This window comes from Thermus thermamylovorans, from assembly GCF_004307015.1.
Classification (GTDB): Bacteria; Deinococcota; Deinococci; order Deinococcales; family Thermaceae; genus Thermus; species Thermus thermamylovorans.
On sequence record NZ_SIJL01000002.1, the window covers coordinates 60,859 to 77,498 of the forward strand.

At 68.2% G+C, this 16,640-nt stretch carries 20 protein-coding genes and 1 tRNA gene; 2 read left to right on the forward strand and 19 right to left on the reverse strand.

Annotated features, from left to right (window positions below; genetic code table 11):
• Position 1 precedes the first annotated feature (1 nt).
• The 14 genes from nuoK to ETP66_RS01895 form a co-directional block, all read right to left on the reverse strand.
• Entirely contained in the window at positions 2 to 289 is a 288-nt protein-coding gene (nuoK, locus tag ETP66_RS01830; RefSeq protein WP_130840069.1) for an NADH-quinone oxidoreductase subunit NuoK, read from the reverse strand.
• Positions 286 to 819: an NADH-quinone oxidoreductase subunit J family protein gene (locus ETP66_RS01835; RefSeq protein WP_130840071.1), complete on the reverse strand. Its 534-nt coding sequence runs from the start codon at positions 817 to 819 to the stop codon at positions 286 to 288. The genes nuoK and ETP66_RS01835 overlap by 4 nt, the downstream gene beginning before the upstream one ends.
• The gene (gene nuoI, locus ETP66_RS01840; RefSeq protein ID WP_130840073.1) at positions 816 to 1,364 is read right to left on the reverse strand and encodes an NADH-quinone oxidoreductase subunit NuoI; all 549 of its coding nucleotides are present in this window, start codon (positions 1,362 to 1,364) and stop codon (positions 816 to 818) included. The genes ETP66_RS01835 and nuoI overlap by 4 nt, the downstream gene beginning before the upstream one ends.
• Positions 1,361 to 2,458 carry a complex I subunit 1/NuoH family protein gene (locus tag ETP66_RS01845; RefSeq protein WP_130840075.1) on the reverse strand — a complete coding sequence of 366 codons (1,098 nt, stop codon included), beginning with the start codon at positions 2,456 to 2,458 and terminating at the stop codon, positions 1,361 to 1,363. Before ETP66_RS01845 ends, nuoI begins: the two co-directional genes overlap by 4 nt.
• Positions 2,455 to 4,806, reverse strand: a complete 2,352-nt coding sequence (gene nuoG, locus ETP66_RS01850) for an NADH-quinone oxidoreductase subunit NuoG (RefSeq protein ID WP_130840077.1) — start codon at positions 4,804 to 4,806, stop codon at positions 2,455 to 2,457. Before nuoG ends, ETP66_RS01845 begins: the two co-directional genes overlap by 4 nt.
• Before the next feature lie 2 nt (positions 4,807 to 4,808).
• A complete protein-coding gene (nuoF, locus tag ETP66_RS01855) occupies positions 4,809 to 6,122 on the reverse strand; it encodes an NADH-quinone oxidoreductase subunit NuoF (protein ID WP_130840079.1) in 1,314 nt (437 codons plus the stop codon).
• Positions 6,119 to 6,664: a complex I 24 kDa subunit family protein gene (locus ETP66_RS01860; protein ID WP_130840081.1), complete on the reverse strand. Its 546-nt coding sequence runs from the start codon at positions 6,662 to 6,664 to the stop codon at positions 6,119 to 6,121. Before ETP66_RS01860 ends, nuoF begins: the two co-directional genes overlap by 4 nt.
• 9 nt (positions 6,665 to 6,673) lie before the next feature.
• Positions 6,674 to 7,894 (reverse strand): NADH dehydrogenase (quinone) subunit D, encoded by a 1,221-nt coding sequence (gene nuoD, locus ETP66_RS01865; RefSeq protein WP_130840083.1) that lies wholly within the window; start codon positions 7,892 to 7,894, stop codon positions 6,674 to 6,676.
• 9 nt (positions 7,895 to 7,903) lie between these two features.
• Positions 7,904 to 8,548, reverse strand: coding sequence for an NADH-quinone oxidoreductase subunit C (locus ETP66_RS01870; RefSeq protein WP_130840084.1), 645 nt, complete (start codon positions 8,546 to 8,548; stop codon positions 7,904 to 7,906).
• Positions 8,549 to 8,551: 3 nt separating this feature from the next.
• Positions 8,552 to 9,097: a NuoB/complex I 20 kDa subunit family protein gene (locus ETP66_RS01875; RefSeq protein WP_130840086.1), complete on the reverse strand. Its 546-nt coding sequence runs from the start codon at positions 9,095 to 9,097 to the stop codon at positions 8,552 to 8,554.
• Positions 9,088 to 9,447: an NADH-quinone oxidoreductase subunit A gene (locus ETP66_RS01880; RefSeq protein ID WP_130840087.1), complete on the reverse strand. Its 360-nt coding sequence runs from the start codon at positions 9,445 to 9,447 to the stop codon at positions 9,088 to 9,090. Before ETP66_RS01880 ends, ETP66_RS01875 begins: the two co-directional genes overlap by 10 nt.
• Positions 9,448 to 9,610: 163 nt before the next feature.
• Positions 9,611 to 10,426 (reverse strand): 16S rRNA (adenine(1518)-N(6)/adenine(1519)-N(6))-dimethyltransferase RsmA, encoded by an 816-nt coding sequence (rsmA, locus tag ETP66_RS01885; protein WP_130840089.1) that lies wholly within the window; start codon positions 10,424 to 10,426, stop codon positions 9,611 to 9,613.
• The gene (locus tag ETP66_RS01890) at positions 10,419 to 11,165 is read right to left on the reverse strand and encodes a metallophosphoesterase (protein ID WP_130840090.1); all 747 of its coding nucleotides are present in this window, start codon (positions 11,163 to 11,165) and stop codon (positions 10,419 to 10,421) included. Before ETP66_RS01890 ends, rsmA begins: the two co-directional genes overlap by 8 nt.
• Positions 11,162 to 11,806 (reverse strand): Rad52/Rad22 family DNA repair protein, encoded by a 645-nt coding sequence (locus tag ETP66_RS01895; RefSeq protein ID WP_130840092.1) that lies wholly within the window; start codon positions 11,804 to 11,806, stop codon positions 11,162 to 11,164. The genes ETP66_RS01890 and ETP66_RS01895 overlap by 4 nt, the downstream gene beginning before the upstream one ends.
• A gap of 62 nt (positions 11,807 to 11,868) precedes the next feature.
• On the opposite strand from ETP66_RS01895, the gene ETP66_RS01900 reads away from it, so the two are divergent.
• Both ETP66_RS01900 and ETP66_RS01905 read left to right on the forward strand, forming a co-directional pair.
• Positions 11,869 to 12,204 (forward strand): penta-EF hand family protein, encoded by a 336-nt coding sequence (locus ETP66_RS01900; RefSeq protein WP_130840094.1) that lies wholly within the window; start codon positions 11,869 to 11,871, stop codon positions 12,202 to 12,204.
• Positions 12,205 to 12,241: 37 nt separating this feature from the next.
• Positions 12,242 to 12,317: transfer RNA gene (locus ETP66_RS01905), tRNA-Ala, on the forward strand.
• A gap of 65 nt (positions 12,318 to 12,382) precedes the next feature.
• On the opposite strand, the gene ETP66_RS01910 is transcribed toward ETP66_RS01905, so the two are convergent.
• From ETP66_RS01910 to ETP66_RS01930, 5 genes are all read right to left on the reverse strand, one after another.
• Positions 12,383 to 13,375 carry a hypothetical protein gene (locus ETP66_RS01910; RefSeq protein WP_130840096.1) on the reverse strand — a complete coding sequence of 331 codons (993 nt, stop codon included), beginning with the start codon at positions 13,373 to 13,375 and terminating at the stop codon, positions 12,383 to 12,385.
• A complete protein-coding gene (locus ETP66_RS12530) occupies positions 13,372 to 13,701 on the reverse strand; it encodes a DUF4258 domain-containing protein (protein WP_130840097.1) in 330 nt (109 codons plus the stop codon). Before ETP66_RS12530 ends, ETP66_RS01910 begins: the two co-directional genes overlap by 4 nt.
• 3 nt (positions 13,702 to 13,704) lie before the next feature.
• Positions 13,705 to 13,866 (reverse strand): hypothetical protein, encoded by a 162-nt coding sequence (locus ETP66_RS01920; RefSeq protein WP_488225831.1) that lies wholly within the window; start codon positions 13,864 to 13,866, stop codon positions 13,705 to 13,707.
• Positions 13,853 to 14,548 (reverse strand): hypothetical protein, encoded by a 696-nt coding sequence (locus tag ETP66_RS01925; RefSeq protein ID WP_130840099.1) that lies wholly within the window; start codon positions 14,546 to 14,548, stop codon positions 13,853 to 13,855. Before ETP66_RS01925 ends, ETP66_RS01920 begins: the two co-directional genes overlap by 14 nt.
• A 193-nt stretch (positions 14,549 to 14,741) precedes the next feature.
• Complete coding sequence (locus tag ETP66_RS01930) at positions 14,742 to 16,634, reverse strand: tetratricopeptide repeat protein (protein WP_130840100.1); 1,893 nt, start codon at positions 16,632 to 16,634, stop codon at positions 14,742 to 14,744.
• Between the last annotated feature and the right edge of the window lie 6 nt (positions 16,635 to 16,640).

Consider the following 16,640-nt stretch of genomic DNA (forward strand, 5'->3'; position numbering starts at 1 on the left):
TTCACCCCCTAAGCTCGGCGAGGTCGTCCACTGCGGTGCTCTCCCGCTGGCGGAAGATGGCCACGATAAGGGCCAGGCCTACCGCCACCTCGGCGGCGGCGATGGCGATGACCATGAGGGCGGCCACCTGGCCCTCGAGGCCATGGGCCCGGGCGAAGCCCACCAGGGAGAGCTTGGCGGCGTTCAGCATGAGCTCGATGGAGAGGAAGACCAGGATGGCCGTACGGCGGGTGAGGACCCCGTAGACCCCCAGGGCGAAGAGGAGGGCGGAGGCGAAGAGGTAGCTCACCGTACCACCTCCTCCTTCTCCTCCGCGGGCTTAGGGGCTTTCTTGAGGGGAGGGACTTCCACCAGAACCACCGCCGCCACCGTGGCCACCATGAGGAGGAACCCTACCGCCAGGAGCACGAGGAGCCAGTCCCCGTAGAGGAGGGGCCCCAGGGCCTGGGGTAAGCCTCCTCCCAGGTCCCGGACGAAGGCCAGGTTTAGCCCCCAAAGCCCCGAGAGGAAGACCAGGGCGAGCCCCAGGGAGAGCAGGGCCGCCAGGGGCTTGGAGCGCACCAAGGGATTAAACCCCACCTCCCCCTGGGCGGCGAAGAGGAGCATGATCACGAAGAGGAAGAGGACCACGATGGCTCCGGCGTAGACAATGATCTGGATGAAGCCCAGGAAGCGAGCGTCTAGGGCGATGTACACCCCGGCCAGGACCAGGAAGTTGGCGATGAGGGCCAGGGCGGCGTGGATGGCGTTTCTCAGGGTGACCACCAGGGCCCCGGTGGCCAGGAGGAGGAGGAGGGTTAAGGCTTCAAAGGGACTCACGACCGCCCTCCCTCCAAAGGAGCCTGGACCCCTTCCAGCTCCGGGCGCACGTAGGGCACCGCGTAGCCCGGCTTCACCGGCTTGCCGGTCATCTTCGCCTCCCGGCGCTGGGGCTTGGTGCCCGCCACCTCCACCAGCATGTCCTCCTTGCCGTAGATGAGGTCGGAGTACTGGTAGTCGGCCATCTCGAAGTCGTAGCCCAGCACGATGGCCCCCGTGGGGCAGGCCTCCTCGCAGAGGCCGCAGAAGATGCACCGGAGCATGTTGATCTCGTAGACCTTGGCGTACCGCTCCCCCGCCGAGACCGGGTGTTCCGGGTCGTTTTCCGCGGGCTCCACGTAGATGGCGTAGGCGGGGCAGGCGGCGGCGCACAGGGAGCAGCCGATGCACTTTTCCAGGCCGTTGGGGTGGCGGAGGAGCACGTGGCGGCCGTGGAAGCGGGGCTTCAGGGCCACGGGGGCGTCGGGGTAGGGGACGGTTACCGGTTTGGAGAAGAGGTACCTGAGGGTGATGCCGAGGCTTTGGGCCAAGGCCTTCAGGGTCATGCGCCACCTCCTTTGCGGACGGGTTTGGGGCTGTAGAGGAGGGCTCCCAGGAGCAGCAGGAACGCGGCCAGGGAGAGGTAGAGGAGGAGGGAGCGGGGGAGGTCCAGGGCCACCACCAGGGCGGTGGCCAGGAACCAGACCAGGGCCGCGGGGAAGAGGAAGCCCCAGCCGAAGCGGAGGAGCTGGTCGTAGCGCAGGCGGAACCAGGTGGCCCGGATCCAGATGAAGAGGAAGAGCAGGAGGGCCATCTTGACCAGCATCCAGAGGTAGGGCACCTCCAGAAAGGGCATGGTCCAGCCCCCCAGGAAGAGGGTGGGGATGAGGGCGCTCGCCGTGATGAGGTGGATGTACTCCGCCATCTGGAAGAGGGCCCACTTGATGGAGCTGTACTCGGTGTGGTAGCCCCCCACCAGCTCCTGCTCCGCCTCCGGCAGGTCGAAGGGGGTGCGGGCGGCCTCGGCCAGGGCGGCGATGCTGTAGAGGAGGAAGGCGGGGAAGGCGTAGAGGATAAGCCAGCCGTTTTCCCTCTGCCAGAGGACGATCTCGTTGAGGTTGAGGCTCCCCACCAGGAGGACCGGGGCCAGGAGGGCGGCCCCCAGCCCCAAGGAGTAGCTGAAGAGGGCCGCTGAGGCCCGCAGGGAGCCCAGGAGGCTGTACTTGCTCCCCGAGGCCCAGCCCGCCAGGAAGATGCCGTAGATGGCCATCTCCCCCACGGCGAAGAGGTAGAGGAGGCCCAGGTCCAGGTTGAGGACCCAGGGGTTGTAGCCGAAGAAGCTGCCCGGGGGACCGAAGGGGATGGCCCCGAAGGCCAGGAGGGCGAAGGTCACAGCCAGGAGAGGGGCCAGGACGAAGAGCACCCGGTCGGCCCGGGCCACCACCAGATCTTCTTTGAAAATGCTCTTGATGGCGTCGGCGATGGGCTGGAAGAGGCCCCAAGGGCCCACCCGGTTCGGGCCCAAGCGGATCTGGAAACGGGCCAGGAGGCGGCGCTCGATGAGGGTCATGAAGGCGAAGGCGGTGAGGAGGGCCACCACCACCAGAAGGGCCTTCAGGGCCGCCATCCAGTAGGGGTCCACGGGGTAGGGCCAGCTCATGCCTCACCCCCTGCGGGCACCAGGACCCGGGCCTCCGCCCGCCGCCCCGCGAAGGGGCCCAGGGCGCTGAGGTAGAGGAAGCCCTTGGTCACGTCCTCCCGCAGGACCACCTGGGCTTCCATCCGGCCCATGGGTCCCTCCACCGCCACCCTGGCCCCTTCGGGGAGGGCCTCCGCCCGGGCGGTCTCGGGGTGGACCCAAAGCTCGGGAGCCACGGCCTCCCCCGCCCGGCCTACGAGCTGGTGGGCCTTCCACATGCTGGGCCGGAGGTAAAGGCGGCCCTCCCCGGCCTTGGGCCGCAGGGCCTTGGTGCGGTGGGCGAGGAGGCCCATGGCGGAGGGCACCTTCCGGGCCCGAAGCTCCCTTTCCGCCTCCAGTCCGAGCCGGAAGGGCGGGCGCACTCCCAGGGCCTCCGCCAGGAGGGCCAGGGCCTGGATGGCCCCCTCCGCCTCCCCGTGCGCGATGGGGGTGGGGGAGAGGGGGAGGACCCGGCCCTCCAGGTTTACCAGGTAGCCCCGCTTTTCGTAGGGGGTGAGGGCGGGAAGGACCACGTGGGCGTAGCGCTCCGCCAGGGGGTGGAGGTGGCTCAGGTGCATCACCAGGAAGCGCTTGCCCCTGAGGGCCTCCTCCGGGGGGACGAAGCCGTAGTAGGCGTAGGGGGCCCCGGGCTCGTCCCAGGCCGCCCCTTTCTCCCCGGGCCAGACCCCCAGGGCCTCGAGGCCCCGGGCGTTCGCCGCCGGGGTCATGGCCAGGACCTTGGCCCCCTTGCGCTCGGCGAGGAGCCTGGCCCTTTCCGCGGCCACCGCGTCCTGGAGGACCCCGGCTCCCAGGATGAGGACGGGGTTTTGCGCCCTCTCCCAGGCTTCCTTGGCCCGCTGTACCGCCTCGCTCCCCTCCTTCTCACCTAGGAGGGCCAGGAGGAGCTCCCGCTCCTCCCCGGGGGCGTGGACCTCGTGGAGGGCGGCCCACTTCATGAGGGGGGCGCGGTAGGGGGCAAAGAGGGCCATCTTGTCGGTGCGCCTGGGCATCCTTTCCTTGATCTGGAGGTCGGCGAAGGGGGTGCCGTGGGCGAAGCGCCTGGGGGGCTTCAGGTCGCGCACGAACTCGGAAAGGCGCAGGTGCAGGAGGGGGGCCTCCTCCGTGGGATCCCCCAGGACCAGGGCGAAGTCGGCCCTGAGGAGGTCCTCCAGGGTGGCCGCCGGGTAGAGGCTGGCGGGGGCGGCGGTGCGGCCCTCGAAGTCCAGGTGGGGGGTGCCTAGGGCCTTGGCCAGCTCGCTGGCCATCAGGGCCTCCTCGAGGGTGGCGTCCCCCGCCAGGTAGATCCCCACCTCCTCCTTCCGGGCCTCCCGTAAGCCCTCCCGCATGGCGGCGAAGGCCTCCTCCCAGGTGGCCTCCCGGAGCTTCCCGTCCTTGCGCACCAGGGGGGTGGTGAGGCGGTCCTCATCCGCCCACTCGTGCCCGAAGCGGCCCGCGTCGCAGAGCCAGAGGGCGTTCACCTCGGGCACCTCCCGGGCCCGGATGCGCAAAAGCTCCCCGCTACGGGTGTCCGCGGTGATGCCGCACCCCACGGGGCAGAGGGCGCAGGTGGTGGGGGTTTCCTCCATCTCCCAGTTGCGGGCGCGGAAGCGGGCGGTGAGGTCCAGAAGCGCCCCCACCGGGCAGATGTCGGCGATGTTCCCGGAAAACCCCGAGGGGAGGCCGAAGTCCAGGGTGCCGATGAAGGTGTGCACCCCCCGCTCGATGAAGTCCAGGACCTCGTCCCCAGGGATCTCCTCGAAGTAGCGCACGCAGCGCTTGCAGTGGATGCACCGCTCCCGGTCCAAGACGATGAAGGGGGAGAGGGGGTGGTGCTTGTCCACGTGGCGGCGGGTGAACTCAAAGCGGGTGTAGACGGGAAGGGCCAGGGGCTCCTCCTGGTAGTACTTCTCGTAAAGCCCGTACTCCACCGTGCGGTCCTGGAGCTCGCAGGCCCCGCCCTTGTCGCAGGTGGGGCAGTCTAAGGGGTGGTTGAGGAGGGTGAACTCCACCATCCCCGCCTGGGCCTCCCGCACCACCTCCGAGAGGGTGTCCACCACCATGCCCTCGGCCACCGCGGTGACGCAGCTGGCCGCCAGCTTGGGCTGCCAGGCGATCTCGGGCTCTCCCCCCTCGGTGAGGAGGGGCTTCCCGTCCGGGCCCCGCTTGGGGAGGCCGATCCGGACCAGGCACATGCGGCAGGCCCCGATGGGGGAGAGGTAGCGCTCCGAGCAGAAGAGGGGCACGTCGTACCCCGCGTGGAAGACCGCGTCCATGACGCTGGTCCCCGGGGGCACCTCCACCACGCGGTCGTTCACCTTGACCCTGACCACCTTCACCTCCAAAGGCTCGGCCTGGGCACGGGCCGCCCCTCCCGCGCCAGGGCCAGGTACTGGTCCTTGAAGTGCCTAAGCGAGCCCTTCACCGGCCAGACGGCGGCGTCCGCCAGGGGGCAGAAGCTCCGGCCCTCGATGAGGGGCAGGAGGGCCTCCAGGGTCTCCACGTCCTTCTCCTCCCCCTGGCCGCTGCCGATCTTGGCGAAGAGCTCCACCATGAACCCCGCCACCCCTTCCCGGCAGGGGGTGCACTTGCCGCAGGACTCGTGGGCGTAGAAGCGGGTCACGTTCCACATGGCGTCCACCACGCTCACCCGCTCGGGGATGAGGATGACCCCGCCCGTGCCCAGCATGGAGCCCTGGGCCTGGAGGTGCTCGTAGCTCATGGGGGTGTCCAGGACCTCCTCGGTGAAGGGGAGGGGCGGGGTGGAGGACCCCCCGGGGATGAGGGCCTGGATGGGCTCCAGGGGCCCTCCCGCCCACTCGTAGAGGAGTTCCCGCAAGGTGGTGCCCATGGGGAGCTCGTAGACCCCGGGCCGCCGCACGGGGCCGGAAACCTGGTAGAGCTTCATGCCTTTGGACTGGTCGGTGCCCATGCTGGCGAACCAGTCGGCCCCCCGCTCCAGGGTGGGCACCACCGCGGCCAGGGTCTCCACGTTGTTGATGGTGGTGGGCCTGCCCCAAAGCCCCGACTGGGCGGGGAAGGGAGGCTTGAGCCGGGGGTTGGCCCTGAGGCCCTCCAGGGAGTTCATGAGGGCGGTCTCCTCCCCGCAGATGTAGGCCCCGGCGCCCCGGTGGACGTGCACCTGGAAGGAGAACCCTGTGCCGAAGAGGTTTTCCCCCAAGTACCCCCGTTCCCGGGCCTCCCGGATGGCGGCCTCGAGGCGGTCCGCCGCCTTGCGGTACTCCCCGCGCACGTAGATGTACCCCACCGTGGCCCCTATGGCGTAGCCCGCCAGGATCATCCCCTCCAGGAGGAGGTGGGGGACGTCCTCCAGGATGTAGCGGTCCTTGAAGCTCCCGGGCTCGGACTCGTCGGCGTTGCAGATGAGGTAGTGCTGCTTCCCGTCCTTGGGCATGAAGCCCCACTTCACCCCCGTGGGGAAGCCCGCCCCGCCCCGGCCCCGGAGGCCCGAGCGCTTCACCTCCTCGATGACCTCCTCCGGGGTTTTCTCCTTCAGGACCCTCTTGGCGGTCTCGTAGCCCCCGTGCCGCAGGTAGTAGTCCAGGGTCCAACTTCCCTCCTTCCCCACGTGGGCGTAGAGGGTCCGCTCAAAACGGGGATCTTTTCCGGAAACGATGGGCCCGGTCATACCTCCACCTCGTGCACGTGGTGGCCGCACTTGCCGGGGAGCGCGATCTCCTCGAGGCGCTTCCCTGCCCTTAGGCCCTCCAAAAGTGCTCTGAGCCGTTCCCGGGTCACGCACTCCACGTAGGGCTCGTCGTTCACCTGCACCACGGGGGCGGTGTGGCAGCTTCCCAGGCACTCCACCTTCTGCACGCTGAAAAGGCCGTCCGGGGTCACCTCCCCCGGGCCGATGCCCAGCTCCTCCGTGAGGTGGTCCCATAGCTCGTCCGCCCCCGCCAGCTTGCAGGAGAGGGTGGAGCAGACCTGGAGGTGGTACTTGCCGGTGGGCACGAACTGGTAGTAGGAGTAAAAGCTCGCCACCCCCAGGACCTCGGTGGGGGTGGTGCCCACCAGGCGGGCGATCTCCTCCACCCGCTCGGGCCGGATCCAGCCCTCCTCCTGCTGCACCTTTCGGAGAAGGGGCATGAGGGCGGCACGGCGGCCCTCGAGGGGATACTTGGCGAAGGTTTCCTCCAGAAACTCCCGCTTGTCGTCGAAGAACCCCATCTTCCCTCCTCAGCGGTCCACGTCCCCCATGACCGGGTCCAGGCTGGCGATGATGGCCACCATGTCCGCCACCTGCTCCCCCTTGCAGGCATAGGGCAGGCTTTGCAGGTTCACGAAGCTGGGGGCCCGCACCTTCACCCGGTAGGGCATGCTCCCCCCGTCGGAGACGAGGTAGTAGCCGAGCTCCCCGCGGGCGCTCTCCGTGGGCACGTACACCTCCCCCTTGGGGGGGTGGAAGCCCTCGGTGTAGTGCTTGAAGTGGTAGATGACCGCCTCCATGGAGGTCTCCAGGAGGTGCCTGGGAGGGGGGGTGATCTGGGGGTTGGGGTCGCGCACCGGCCCCGGCTCCAGCCGCTCCAGGGCCTGCTTTATGATCTTCACCGACTCCCGCATCTCCCGGATGCGGATGAGCATGCGGTCGAACACGTCCCCCCGCTCCCCCAAGGGCACCTCGAACCGGTAGGTGTCGTAGCCCGCGTAGGGGTAGGCCTTGCGCACGTCGTAGTTCACCCCGCTGGCCCTGAGGGACCCCCCGGTGAGGCCCAGCCCGATGGCCACCTCGGGGGGGATGACCCCCACGCCCCGGGCCCTTTCGTGGAAGATGGGGCTTTCCGCGAAGAGGGCCTCGTACTCGTCGATGCGGTGGGGCAGGACCTGCAAAAGCTTTTTAAGCTCGGGCACGAACTCCTCGGGAAGGTCCTCCTTGACCCCGCCGATGCGGATGTAGTTGTGGTGGAAGCGCTGGCCCGTGACCCACTCGAAGAGGTCCAGGATGGCCTCCCGCTCGCGGAAGGCGTAGAAGAAGGGGGTGAGGGCCCCGAGGTCCAAAAGCCCGGTGCCCAGGAAGACCAGGTGGCTGGCCAGGCGGGAGAGCTCGTTGAGGATGATGCGGATGGTCTCGGCCCTCGGGGGTACCACCGCCCCCACCAGCCGCTCCACCGCCAGGGCGTAGGCCAGGTCGTGGGCGAAGGAGTGGAGGTAGTCCATCCGGGGCGTATACGTGATCACCTGCGTATACGTCCGGTGCTCCATGTTCTTCTCGAAGCCGGTGTGGAGGTAACCGATGTGGGGGACGAGGTCCAGCACCTCCTCGCCCGAAAGGGTTACCACCACCCGCAAGACCCCGTGGGTGGAGGGGTGTTGGGGCCCCACGTTCAGGGTCATCACCTCGGTGCGGAGCTCCTTGGGCTCCTCCGCCACCTCTGGGTCCAGGTCCAGGTAGTCCTTCATCGGGCCTCCCTAGCCAACCGAGCCCCTGCCGGGGCCCTTTTCTCCCCTGGCCTTCTGGAGGTCGGCCCAAAGGGCCCGGTACCCCTTGCGGCTACCCCCCCGGTAGGCGGTGAGGCCGGGGTCCTTGCCGGTGAGGGCGGCCCGGAACTCCCAGGGCACCAGGAAGCGCCCCTCGCGGAACAGGGTGGGGGTTTCCCCCAGGGGGAAGTCCTTGCGCAGGGGGTGGCCCTCGAGGTCCTCCGGGGTGAGGATCTTCCTGAGGTCCGGGTGCCCCTCAAAGACGATGCCGAACAGGTCGTACACCTCCCGCTCCAGGAAGTTCGCGCTCCCCCAGAGGTCGGTCACCGTGGGCAGCCTGGGGTCCTTCTCCGGCACGTAGACCCGGACGAAGAAGCGGCTCCCATCCCCATCCCGCCACCCTGGCAGGGAAACCAGCTCGTAGACCACGGAGAAGCGCTCGGGCTTGGGGTCCGGGTACTCCAGGTAGTCGATGCCCACGATGTCCGCCAGGTAGTTGAAGCCGAGCGCCTGGTAGCGGGCCATCTCCCCCTTGAAGGCCTCCCGGGGCAGGACCACCCACAGGTTCCCAAGCCCGTTGTCCTCTATGGCGTAGCCCTTGGTACGGGCCTCCTCCAGCACGCCCTGAAGCCGCACGCCTCACCCCCTTGCCCGGCGCCAGGCGGCCACCGGGGGGAGCCTTTCCCCCCGGTCGTTGTAGGCCTCCCCGCGCACCTTCTTTTGCAGCTGCATCACCGCGTAGATGAGGGCCTCGGGGCGCGGGGGGCAGCCCGGCACGTACACGTCCACCGGCACCACCGAGTCCACGTTCTGCACGATGGCGTAGTTGTTGAACATCCCCCCGGAGCTGGCGCAGGCCCCCATGGAGATCACCCACTTGGGGTCGGGCATCTGCTCCCAGACCCGGCGCATCACCGGGGCCATCTTCTTGGAAAGCCTCCCGGCCACGATCATCACGTCCGCCTGGCGGGGGCTCGCCCGGAAGACCTCGCTGCCGAAGCGGGCCAGGTCGTTGCGGGCGTCGGTGGAGGCCATCATCTCGATGGCGCAGCAGGCGAGGCCAAACGTGGCGGGCCACAAGGAGTTGGAGCGCCCCCAGGCCACCAGCTTTTCCAGGGTGGTGAAGAGGATGCCCTCCCTTTCCAGCTCCTGCACGTCCCGCTCGAAGAGTTCTTTCAGCGCCACCGCATCACCCCCTTCCACCACTCGTAGAGGAAGCCCACCAGGAGGAGGAGGGTAAAGCCCACGACCCCGAGGAAGCCGTAAAACCCGAGGCCCCCGGCGCTCACGGCATAGGGCCAGAGGAAGGCGATCTCCACATCGAAGAGGATGAAGAGCATGGCCACCACATAGAAGTGGACGGGAAAGCGCCGCACCTCCCCGGCGGGGTCGTTCCCCGACTCGTAGGGCATCAGCTTGGCCCTGTCCGGCTTTTTGGGTCCCAGGAGGGCTCCTACCACCAGGGCCGCCAACCCGATGAACAGGGCTACCCCCAGGTAGATCAGGATGTTCACGTATTCCGCTATTGGCGCCAAGGTTCCCTCCTTTCGTGCATCTCTTCACGAGGCAGGCGCCCAAGCCCCCCTAGCCCTGCCCCATCTCCCGCCCATCTTATCACCCGCCCCCGGGGGCAATAGGGAGGGAGTACACCGAGGCGGGGGTACCTGGTGTAATCCAGCTTCCCCTACAGTCCGGGAGCTACACAGGGGTGTAAATAACCGCTCTGAGCCGACGCAGGCTGTCCAGATCCAGGGCCTCGGCCCGAACGTTCGGGCCGAGGCCCAGGGCCCGGAGGGCCGCTTCCACCCGCTCCTTGGGGTACCCTGCGGCGAGGAGGGCGTTTTTCAGGGTCTTCCGCCGCTGGGCGAAGGCCGCCTCTATGAAGCGGAAAAGCTCCGGGTCGTCTGGAACCCCCTTGGGGGTGAGGCGGACCAGGCTGCTCCACACCCGGGGTGGAGGGAAGAAAGCCCCGGGGGGTAGGTCGAAGAGCTTTTCCGCCCGGGCGTGATGGGCCACCCGTAGGGAGAGGAGGCCGTAGGGGGGGGTGCCGGGCCGGGCCACCATGCGCAGGGCCACTTCCTTCTGCACCAGAAAGACCAGGCGCTGAAAACGGCCCGTCTGCAACAGGCGGGTGACGAGGGGGGTGGCGATGTTGTAGGGGAGGTTGGCCACCAGAAGGCTTCCCTCTGGCACCTCCTCCCACGGGTAGCGCAGGGCGTCCCCGAAGACCAGGCGCACGGGAAGGCCCCTCAGGGTTTCCCCCAGCAAGGGCCGCAGGCGCTCGTCCTTCTCTATGGCCGTAACCTCCGCCCCCGCCTCGGCCAGGGCCCGGGTGAGCGCTCCCAGGCCCGGCCCCACCTCGTACACCGGTCCGGTAAAGGGTTGGGCTGCCTCCACGATGCGTCTGAGGTGGCTCTCCGATACCAGGAAGTTTTGGCCGAGGCGTTTTTCGGCAAAGAGGCCGTGGCGCAGGAGGATCTCCCGCACCTCCTTGGGCGAGGTGAGCCTAGACATGGGGAAGCCTTTTGACGAGGGGGCGCAGGGGTTCCTCCTCGGGGAGGAGCACCAGGTACTGCCCCAGGTCCAGGGCGTCGATGAGGGCGAAGCGCTCCTTTAGGAGGATGCCCTCCTTCATGGGCACGTGGCCGTACACACCATAGCGGTACCCCATCCGCTCCACGTAGTCGGGGGTGCGGAACCACCAGGTCTTGGGCTCGCTTTGGGCATAGAAGAGCTCGTCGTACTCCTGCAGCCAGGGCACGGGGCCCACGTGGGCGAAGTGGATCCCGTGGAGGACGGCCTCCCGGGGGAAGGCGGCCATCCAGGCCCTGAGGGCCTCGGGCAGGGCCCTGCCCCCGCGCCCGGGGTGGAACTCCAGGTGCTGGAGGTGGCGGTTGCCCAAGAGGGGCTCTCCCTTGAGGGCGGCCTCGTCGTGGTTGCCGAGGAGGATGGTCAGGTGGCTGCCGGCTGCTTCCTGAAAGCCCTTCAGGCGGAAGAGCTCGCGGATCTGGTAGCCCGCTGCCAGGCGGAGGTGGGTGGGGTCTTGGGGGTTGAAGGGCTCGAGGCCGGTGAGGCGCTCGTAGTCCTTCCGGGTTTTAGGATGGACCAGATCCCCCAGGAGGACCAAGCGGGTGCGGCCCGTGCGCAGGTCCTCCGTGGGCCTGAGGGCCTGGTCGGCCAGGCCCTCGAGGCGCAGAAGGCGCCAGAGGGCGGGAAAGTTTCCGTGGAGGTCCCCAACAGCGACAACCCTCATCCCTTAAGGAGAGCCCTCAGCTCCCCGTAGAGGCGTTTGGTTTCCTCGGGGGTCTTGCCATAGCCCCCGTACCTGGTCACAATCTTGGCTGCCTCCTTGCCCAGCCCCTTCTCGCGGAGCCGCTCCAGGAGCTGGTCGATGAGGCGGTAGGCCTCGGGCTTCTCCTCTTCGGGAGGCCCCTCCGGGGTTTCACCGGCTTCGGGCAGCCTGGGCGGGGTGAAGCGGCCCTTTTCCGGGTCGTGGTCCACCCACTGCTTCTCCAGGCGGTAGAGGTACCGGCCCACCCCGAACTTCACCGCCGCCCGCTTGAGGGCGTCGGAGAAGGCGGCTTTCAGGGAATCCCCCTCGCCCACGTCCTCCTTGCTCACCCCCAGGAGGGTGAGGCGGCACTTCACCTCCACCAGCCGCTCCCGGCGCTCGCCCCGCTCGTCCTTGACGGTGCGCTCCTGGTCCGAGAGCACCTCGTAGGCGTCCTGCCAGCCCTCGGGCCCCACCACCCGGTCCAGCCGGTCGAGAACGGTACGGGCGTCCACGTAGGGCACCACCAGGGCCCGCTTTCGGTCCCGGCTCAGGGCCTCGATGCGCCACTGCACCTCGCCGGGGGGAAAAGGCTCGGCCAGCTTCTGCCAGACTTCGTCCATGCCTAAAGTGTACTTAAGGCTGCACTTAAGAGGGTAGCCGGGTTTTGTCCTAGCATGGGGGCATGCGCTGGGTTTTCCTCCTGCCGTTTTTGCTGTCGGCTTGGGCCCTGGAGGTGCGGCTTTCGGGAACCCTGGTCTTCGACCTCTTCCCCCAGGCGGTGGTGGTGGAGCGCTTTCCGGAGCCGCAAGGGCTCGTGGTGGTCTACCGCTACTCCCAGGCGGAGGCCATCTTCCGCCACCACGACGCCGACCTCCGCCGCCGGGGCTGGGTGCGGGTCAAGTACGAGGTGAAGCGGGGGGAGTGGAAAGCGGAGTACCGCAAGGGCAAGGCCAAGGCCAAGCTTTCCGTGAAGGACAAGAAGGGCCGGGTGGAGGTGCGCCTCAAGGAAGGGGACTAGACAAGGCTAAAGCCCCCCGCTACCATATAGGGCGCGTGGGGCCGTGGCGCAGCTGGGAGCGCGCCTGAATCGCACTCAGGAGGTCACGGGTTCGAGTCCCGTCGGCTCCACCAGCAGCAGGACGAAAAAACCGCCCCCGGGGAGCTAGCCCCGGGGGCCTTTGTAGCTAAAGGTGTAGCTAGGCCTCGGGAAGTTCCTTCGCCCCCTCAACCTCGAGGGCTTGGAAGTCCCTCTCGCCCGGCCCGGCCTTTTCTTCCGCTGCCAGCCTTACCCGCTTGCCAAAAAGCTCCAAAAGCTTAGGAAGCAAGTCTGGTCCATAGCGGAAGTTGAGGGTGGTGCCCGTGTATTCCTGGGGCTTCAGGGAAAGCTCACGCAGATGGGCTTCCCCGTCCAGTTTGATGGCGTCCAAAAGCCCCTCAAAAACCTGGAGGGACTTTCTGCTGGCTTCCCGCACAACTTCCCTTAGCCGTTCTTCCCCCTTGGCGCGGAGCTCTGGCGTGATAACTCCCTTCCATTGGCGCCCCCCTTCGCCATAGCGGGCCAACTCCACCACACCTTCTTGCTTCCCGAGTTCGATGACGCTTTCTAGAGCAGCGGCCACCAGCTCGGGATCCTCGCCGGGAGGGGCACCCTCCCCAGCCCATTCCACCCCCTGAAGGATGAGGTCCAAGGCCATGTGCCCCACATCCGCCTCTTCAAACAGGGGGGTGGACCCCGAGCTGCGCAAGCCGAGCACTACGCTGCCGGGAGCCACAAAAGCCACCGTGGGATAAGGCGGGGTTTTGGAAACGCCCAGGCGCTTGGCCACGGCCTTGGCCGCAATACGGTACGCCTTTGTGGTGCTCTCCACGAGCCTTTCCAGGGCGCTCAAGGGGATTTCCCCGAAGTTCAGACCCTTGCCCCGAACGCGCACCTCGAGGTCCACCTGGGGACGAACGGTCTCCGGGTCGTCGGAGAAAAGCAGCCTGACCACTTCTCCAGGGGCCGGGTTTCGGGCCGCGGCCGCATCGATGAGGTCATAAAGGCGTTCGCTTACCTCGGGCTCAAAGGCACAGAAGCCGTCTTCACTTTCCTCATCGCAAAGAGCAGGGACGCCCAGGATGACCACCACGGCGCCGCTGGGCAGGGTGTGGGTGTACGTGATGGTCTTTTTTACCAACGCCCCGTTCATCCCGACACCTCATGGGTGGTTACGACAAAGTACCCCTCCCTCCAGCTTACTTTCACCCGGACCCTTCTGTCATCCTCGAGGGTGCGCTCGAAGTTGATGCCCGGTCTCCGATCCCGAGGATTACCCGGCAGATCCTTGCTCACAGCCGCTCCGTTCATAACCACATCGCGCACCTCATTTGGCCTGATGCCCCGTTCCATCATGCGCCGAAAGGCATGTTTTTCAATGCTATACCTACCTTGGCGAAAGGCTTGCCGGATGCGCTCCACCTCCCAGGCGTGGATCTGCGAAGTGGAGAAGTCGAAGGGCTCTTCACCGCCCGCCATCGCCTACCCTCCCGCTCGAGCTCCCGCGATCTCCTCCGGGTCCACCACCCACCCCCGGCGCTCCTCCTCCAAGAGGTGGCGGTAGATGCCCAGAGTGATGTTGGGGTTGGCGTGGCCCATGCGCTCGGCCATAAGCGCCATGAGGGCCCGCTTACGGCGCGCCATGCAGCCCTCCCAAATCCAGCTCCATGTCCGTGCCTAAATCACCCCAGTACACCTCGAGGCGCAGCCCCTTCACGTCCTGCTTGTCCAAGGCCTCCAGGAAAAAGCTCCCCTCCAAAGAGGGCTGGACCTGGGCAAGGTCCTGGGAAGGGTACGCCACCCAGAAGGTGATCTCGCCGGAACACGAGCCCAACAGGCAGTCTCCTCCCCGGAAGGGGGAGGACGGCAAATAGCCCACCCGATCCCCGTGCCCGTCCAAGAGCACCAGCTGCGCCTGCCAGTCCTTCGGGGGCTTCTCCGGGCCCCAGTAGGCCAGGAAGGGCTGATGGACCATGACCGGAGGCCGGTTGCTGGGGCGGTAGGGGCGGAGGCCCCGCAGGGCAAGGTCCCCGCACTCCTGCACCACTGACGCCAGGGGCCAGAACAAGCGGAGCTCGCCCCGCACCCCCTCAAGGGGCACGGGCAGGGTGTAGCGGAAGGCCGCCGCGGTCACATCCTCGCTCACGTAGCCCCCCTTGGCAAACTCTTCCCAGGTGCTCTCGCACACCTGCCATCGGGTGTCCTCGTCCGGCCAGACCGCCAGGCGGATGAGTTCAGAAGGTGTGGGGCTTTGAGACGCAGGAGCGGAGGCGGTCTGGGGCTTGCAGCCCGCAAGGAGTACTAGGAGCAGAACCCTCCACCACATGCTTATCAGCCTAACGGTCACCACGCCAAGGACGTTGAGGCCTGCTTCCTGGGGCAGGGCTGCTACGGGCTAGATGGGGTTTGCAGGGTAGGGGACGATAGACTTCCCTTTCGCCGCAAACAGCTTCTCGGGGCGGCACACTCTCTATCGTCATGCTCTTCAGCCACTCATTTGAGGGGTGGTCGCTAGGAGCTCAAGGTTCGTCCTGCAGGAGCCAGTTCACGAAAGCGTTCACCACATCGCTTTCCGCCAGCAGCTCAGGGGCCTCCAGGACCGCCTCCAGGAAGACGCGGACCGTTGCCGGGATGGCCTCCCGCAGCAGTTCCTGCACGCTTCGGCCCGCGTAGGGTCCGCGGGGAAGGGGGGCGGTGAAGAGGGAGCCTGTGGCCAGGGGGGCGGCGGCCCTCAGGGCCTCGGCCGTTCTCTGCAGGAGGAGTGCCTCCCCTTCTGCCCCCAGGGCCTCCTCAGGGGTGAGGAGGGGCCGGCCCGAGAGGTCCCGGGCCTCGAGGCCCAAGGCGTAGAGCCTGCGGGCCAGGCTCTCCGGCCCCACCTCCAAGGGCAGCGAGGCCCTGGCCTCCCCATAGCGGACCTCCAGGGTGTACCGCCCCGGCTCGGGCAGGAGGACCGCGGGGGCGGTCTCCTCCAGGGCGGTGGTGAGGGGCGGGAACCCCAGGGGTTTCCGCTCGTGGGCCAGGAGCTCACCCTCCCGGTAAAGGAGGGTCTCCAGCTCCTGCCGGGGCAGGTAGGGCTCCCCAAAGAGGCGCACCTCGGGGAAGACCGCCTCCCCGGCGCGGAAGGGCCGGGCATCCCGGTCCCCGGGGATGAGGGAGAGCTTGAGGACCTCCAGGCCCCCCCGGGCCTCCCCCAGCCGGGCCAGGGCCCGCCTGGCGGCGAAGGCCGCGGGGTGCCGGGGGTGGGCCTGCAGGAAGGCCCGGTAGAGGGCCTCGGCAGGGAGCCCGGTCCGCTCGGAAAGGTAGGCGCGGAAGTAGAGGGGGAGGGGCTCTTCCCGGGGCACCAGGTCCTCCAGTGCCTCGGGGAAGGTGTCCCCTTCGTCCAGCCTGAGGGCCCGGTCGTAGGCGGCCTTGGCCCCCAGATAGTCCCCGTAGATGGCCCGGAAGAGCCCCAGGTTGTAGTAGGCGGTGGCGTTGGGCCCAAGGCGCACCGCCCGCTCCGAGGCCAGGAGGGCCCGGGGGAGGTCTCCCGTGAGGTAGTGGGCCCAGCCCAGGTTGGTCCAGTAGAGCCAGTAGTCCGGCCGGAGCCTGAGGGCCTGGAGCAGGGCGTCCCGGGCCTCCTCCCCGTTCCCTTCCGCAAAGGCGGCGAAGCTGACCTCTTCCCAAGCTAGGGAAAGCTCGGGGAAGGCCTGTGCCAGGGCCCGGGCCGAGGCCTTCCAGCCCTCGTCCTCGAGGATGCGGAGGACCAGGTGGGCGGCGGTGCGCTCCAATGGGTTTCCCTGGCGCATGGCCTCCGCCAGGCTCAGGGCCTCCCCCTGCCTCCCCTCGGCCAGGAGGCGGAAGGCCTGGTAGGCGGGGGGAAGCCGCCCCTGCCAGAGGAGGAGGAGCCTTTGGGGCAGGATTCCCTCCAAAAGCCCGGCCCCTCTGCCCTCCCTCAGGTCCAGGGCGGACTGGTGCAGGGGGTCGGGGTCCTCCCCCTGGGCTAGGGCCCGGAGGCGGGCCTCGGGGAGGGTGGGGGAGGGGAGGGGACTAAACCTGGGGGCCAGGCCCTGCCCCTGGAGCCAGAGCCAGGCCAGTTCCGGGGTGCGGAAAATCCCCTCTTGGGCCTTCCCTTCCCGGGCCAGGATGAGCCTCAGGCCCCCTGCCTCCTGCCGGCCCAGGAGGACCCATTCCGCCCCCGTGGCCGCCTGGGCCAGGCGGGCCCCGGCCCGGGTGTAAAGCCCCCCCGCCAGGTCGTAGCTTCCCCGCCAGGGCAGGTCGGGGAAGACCAGGGCCACCGCCGAGGGAGGCGGGGCTGAAAGCCCCTGGGCGAAGGCTTGGGCCAGGCGGAAGCCCTCGGGGCCCTCAAAGGGCAGGACGAGGCCCTGGGCCAAGGCGCTGGCCCCAAGGAGGAGGGAAGCCAGAATCCACTTCACGGGGGC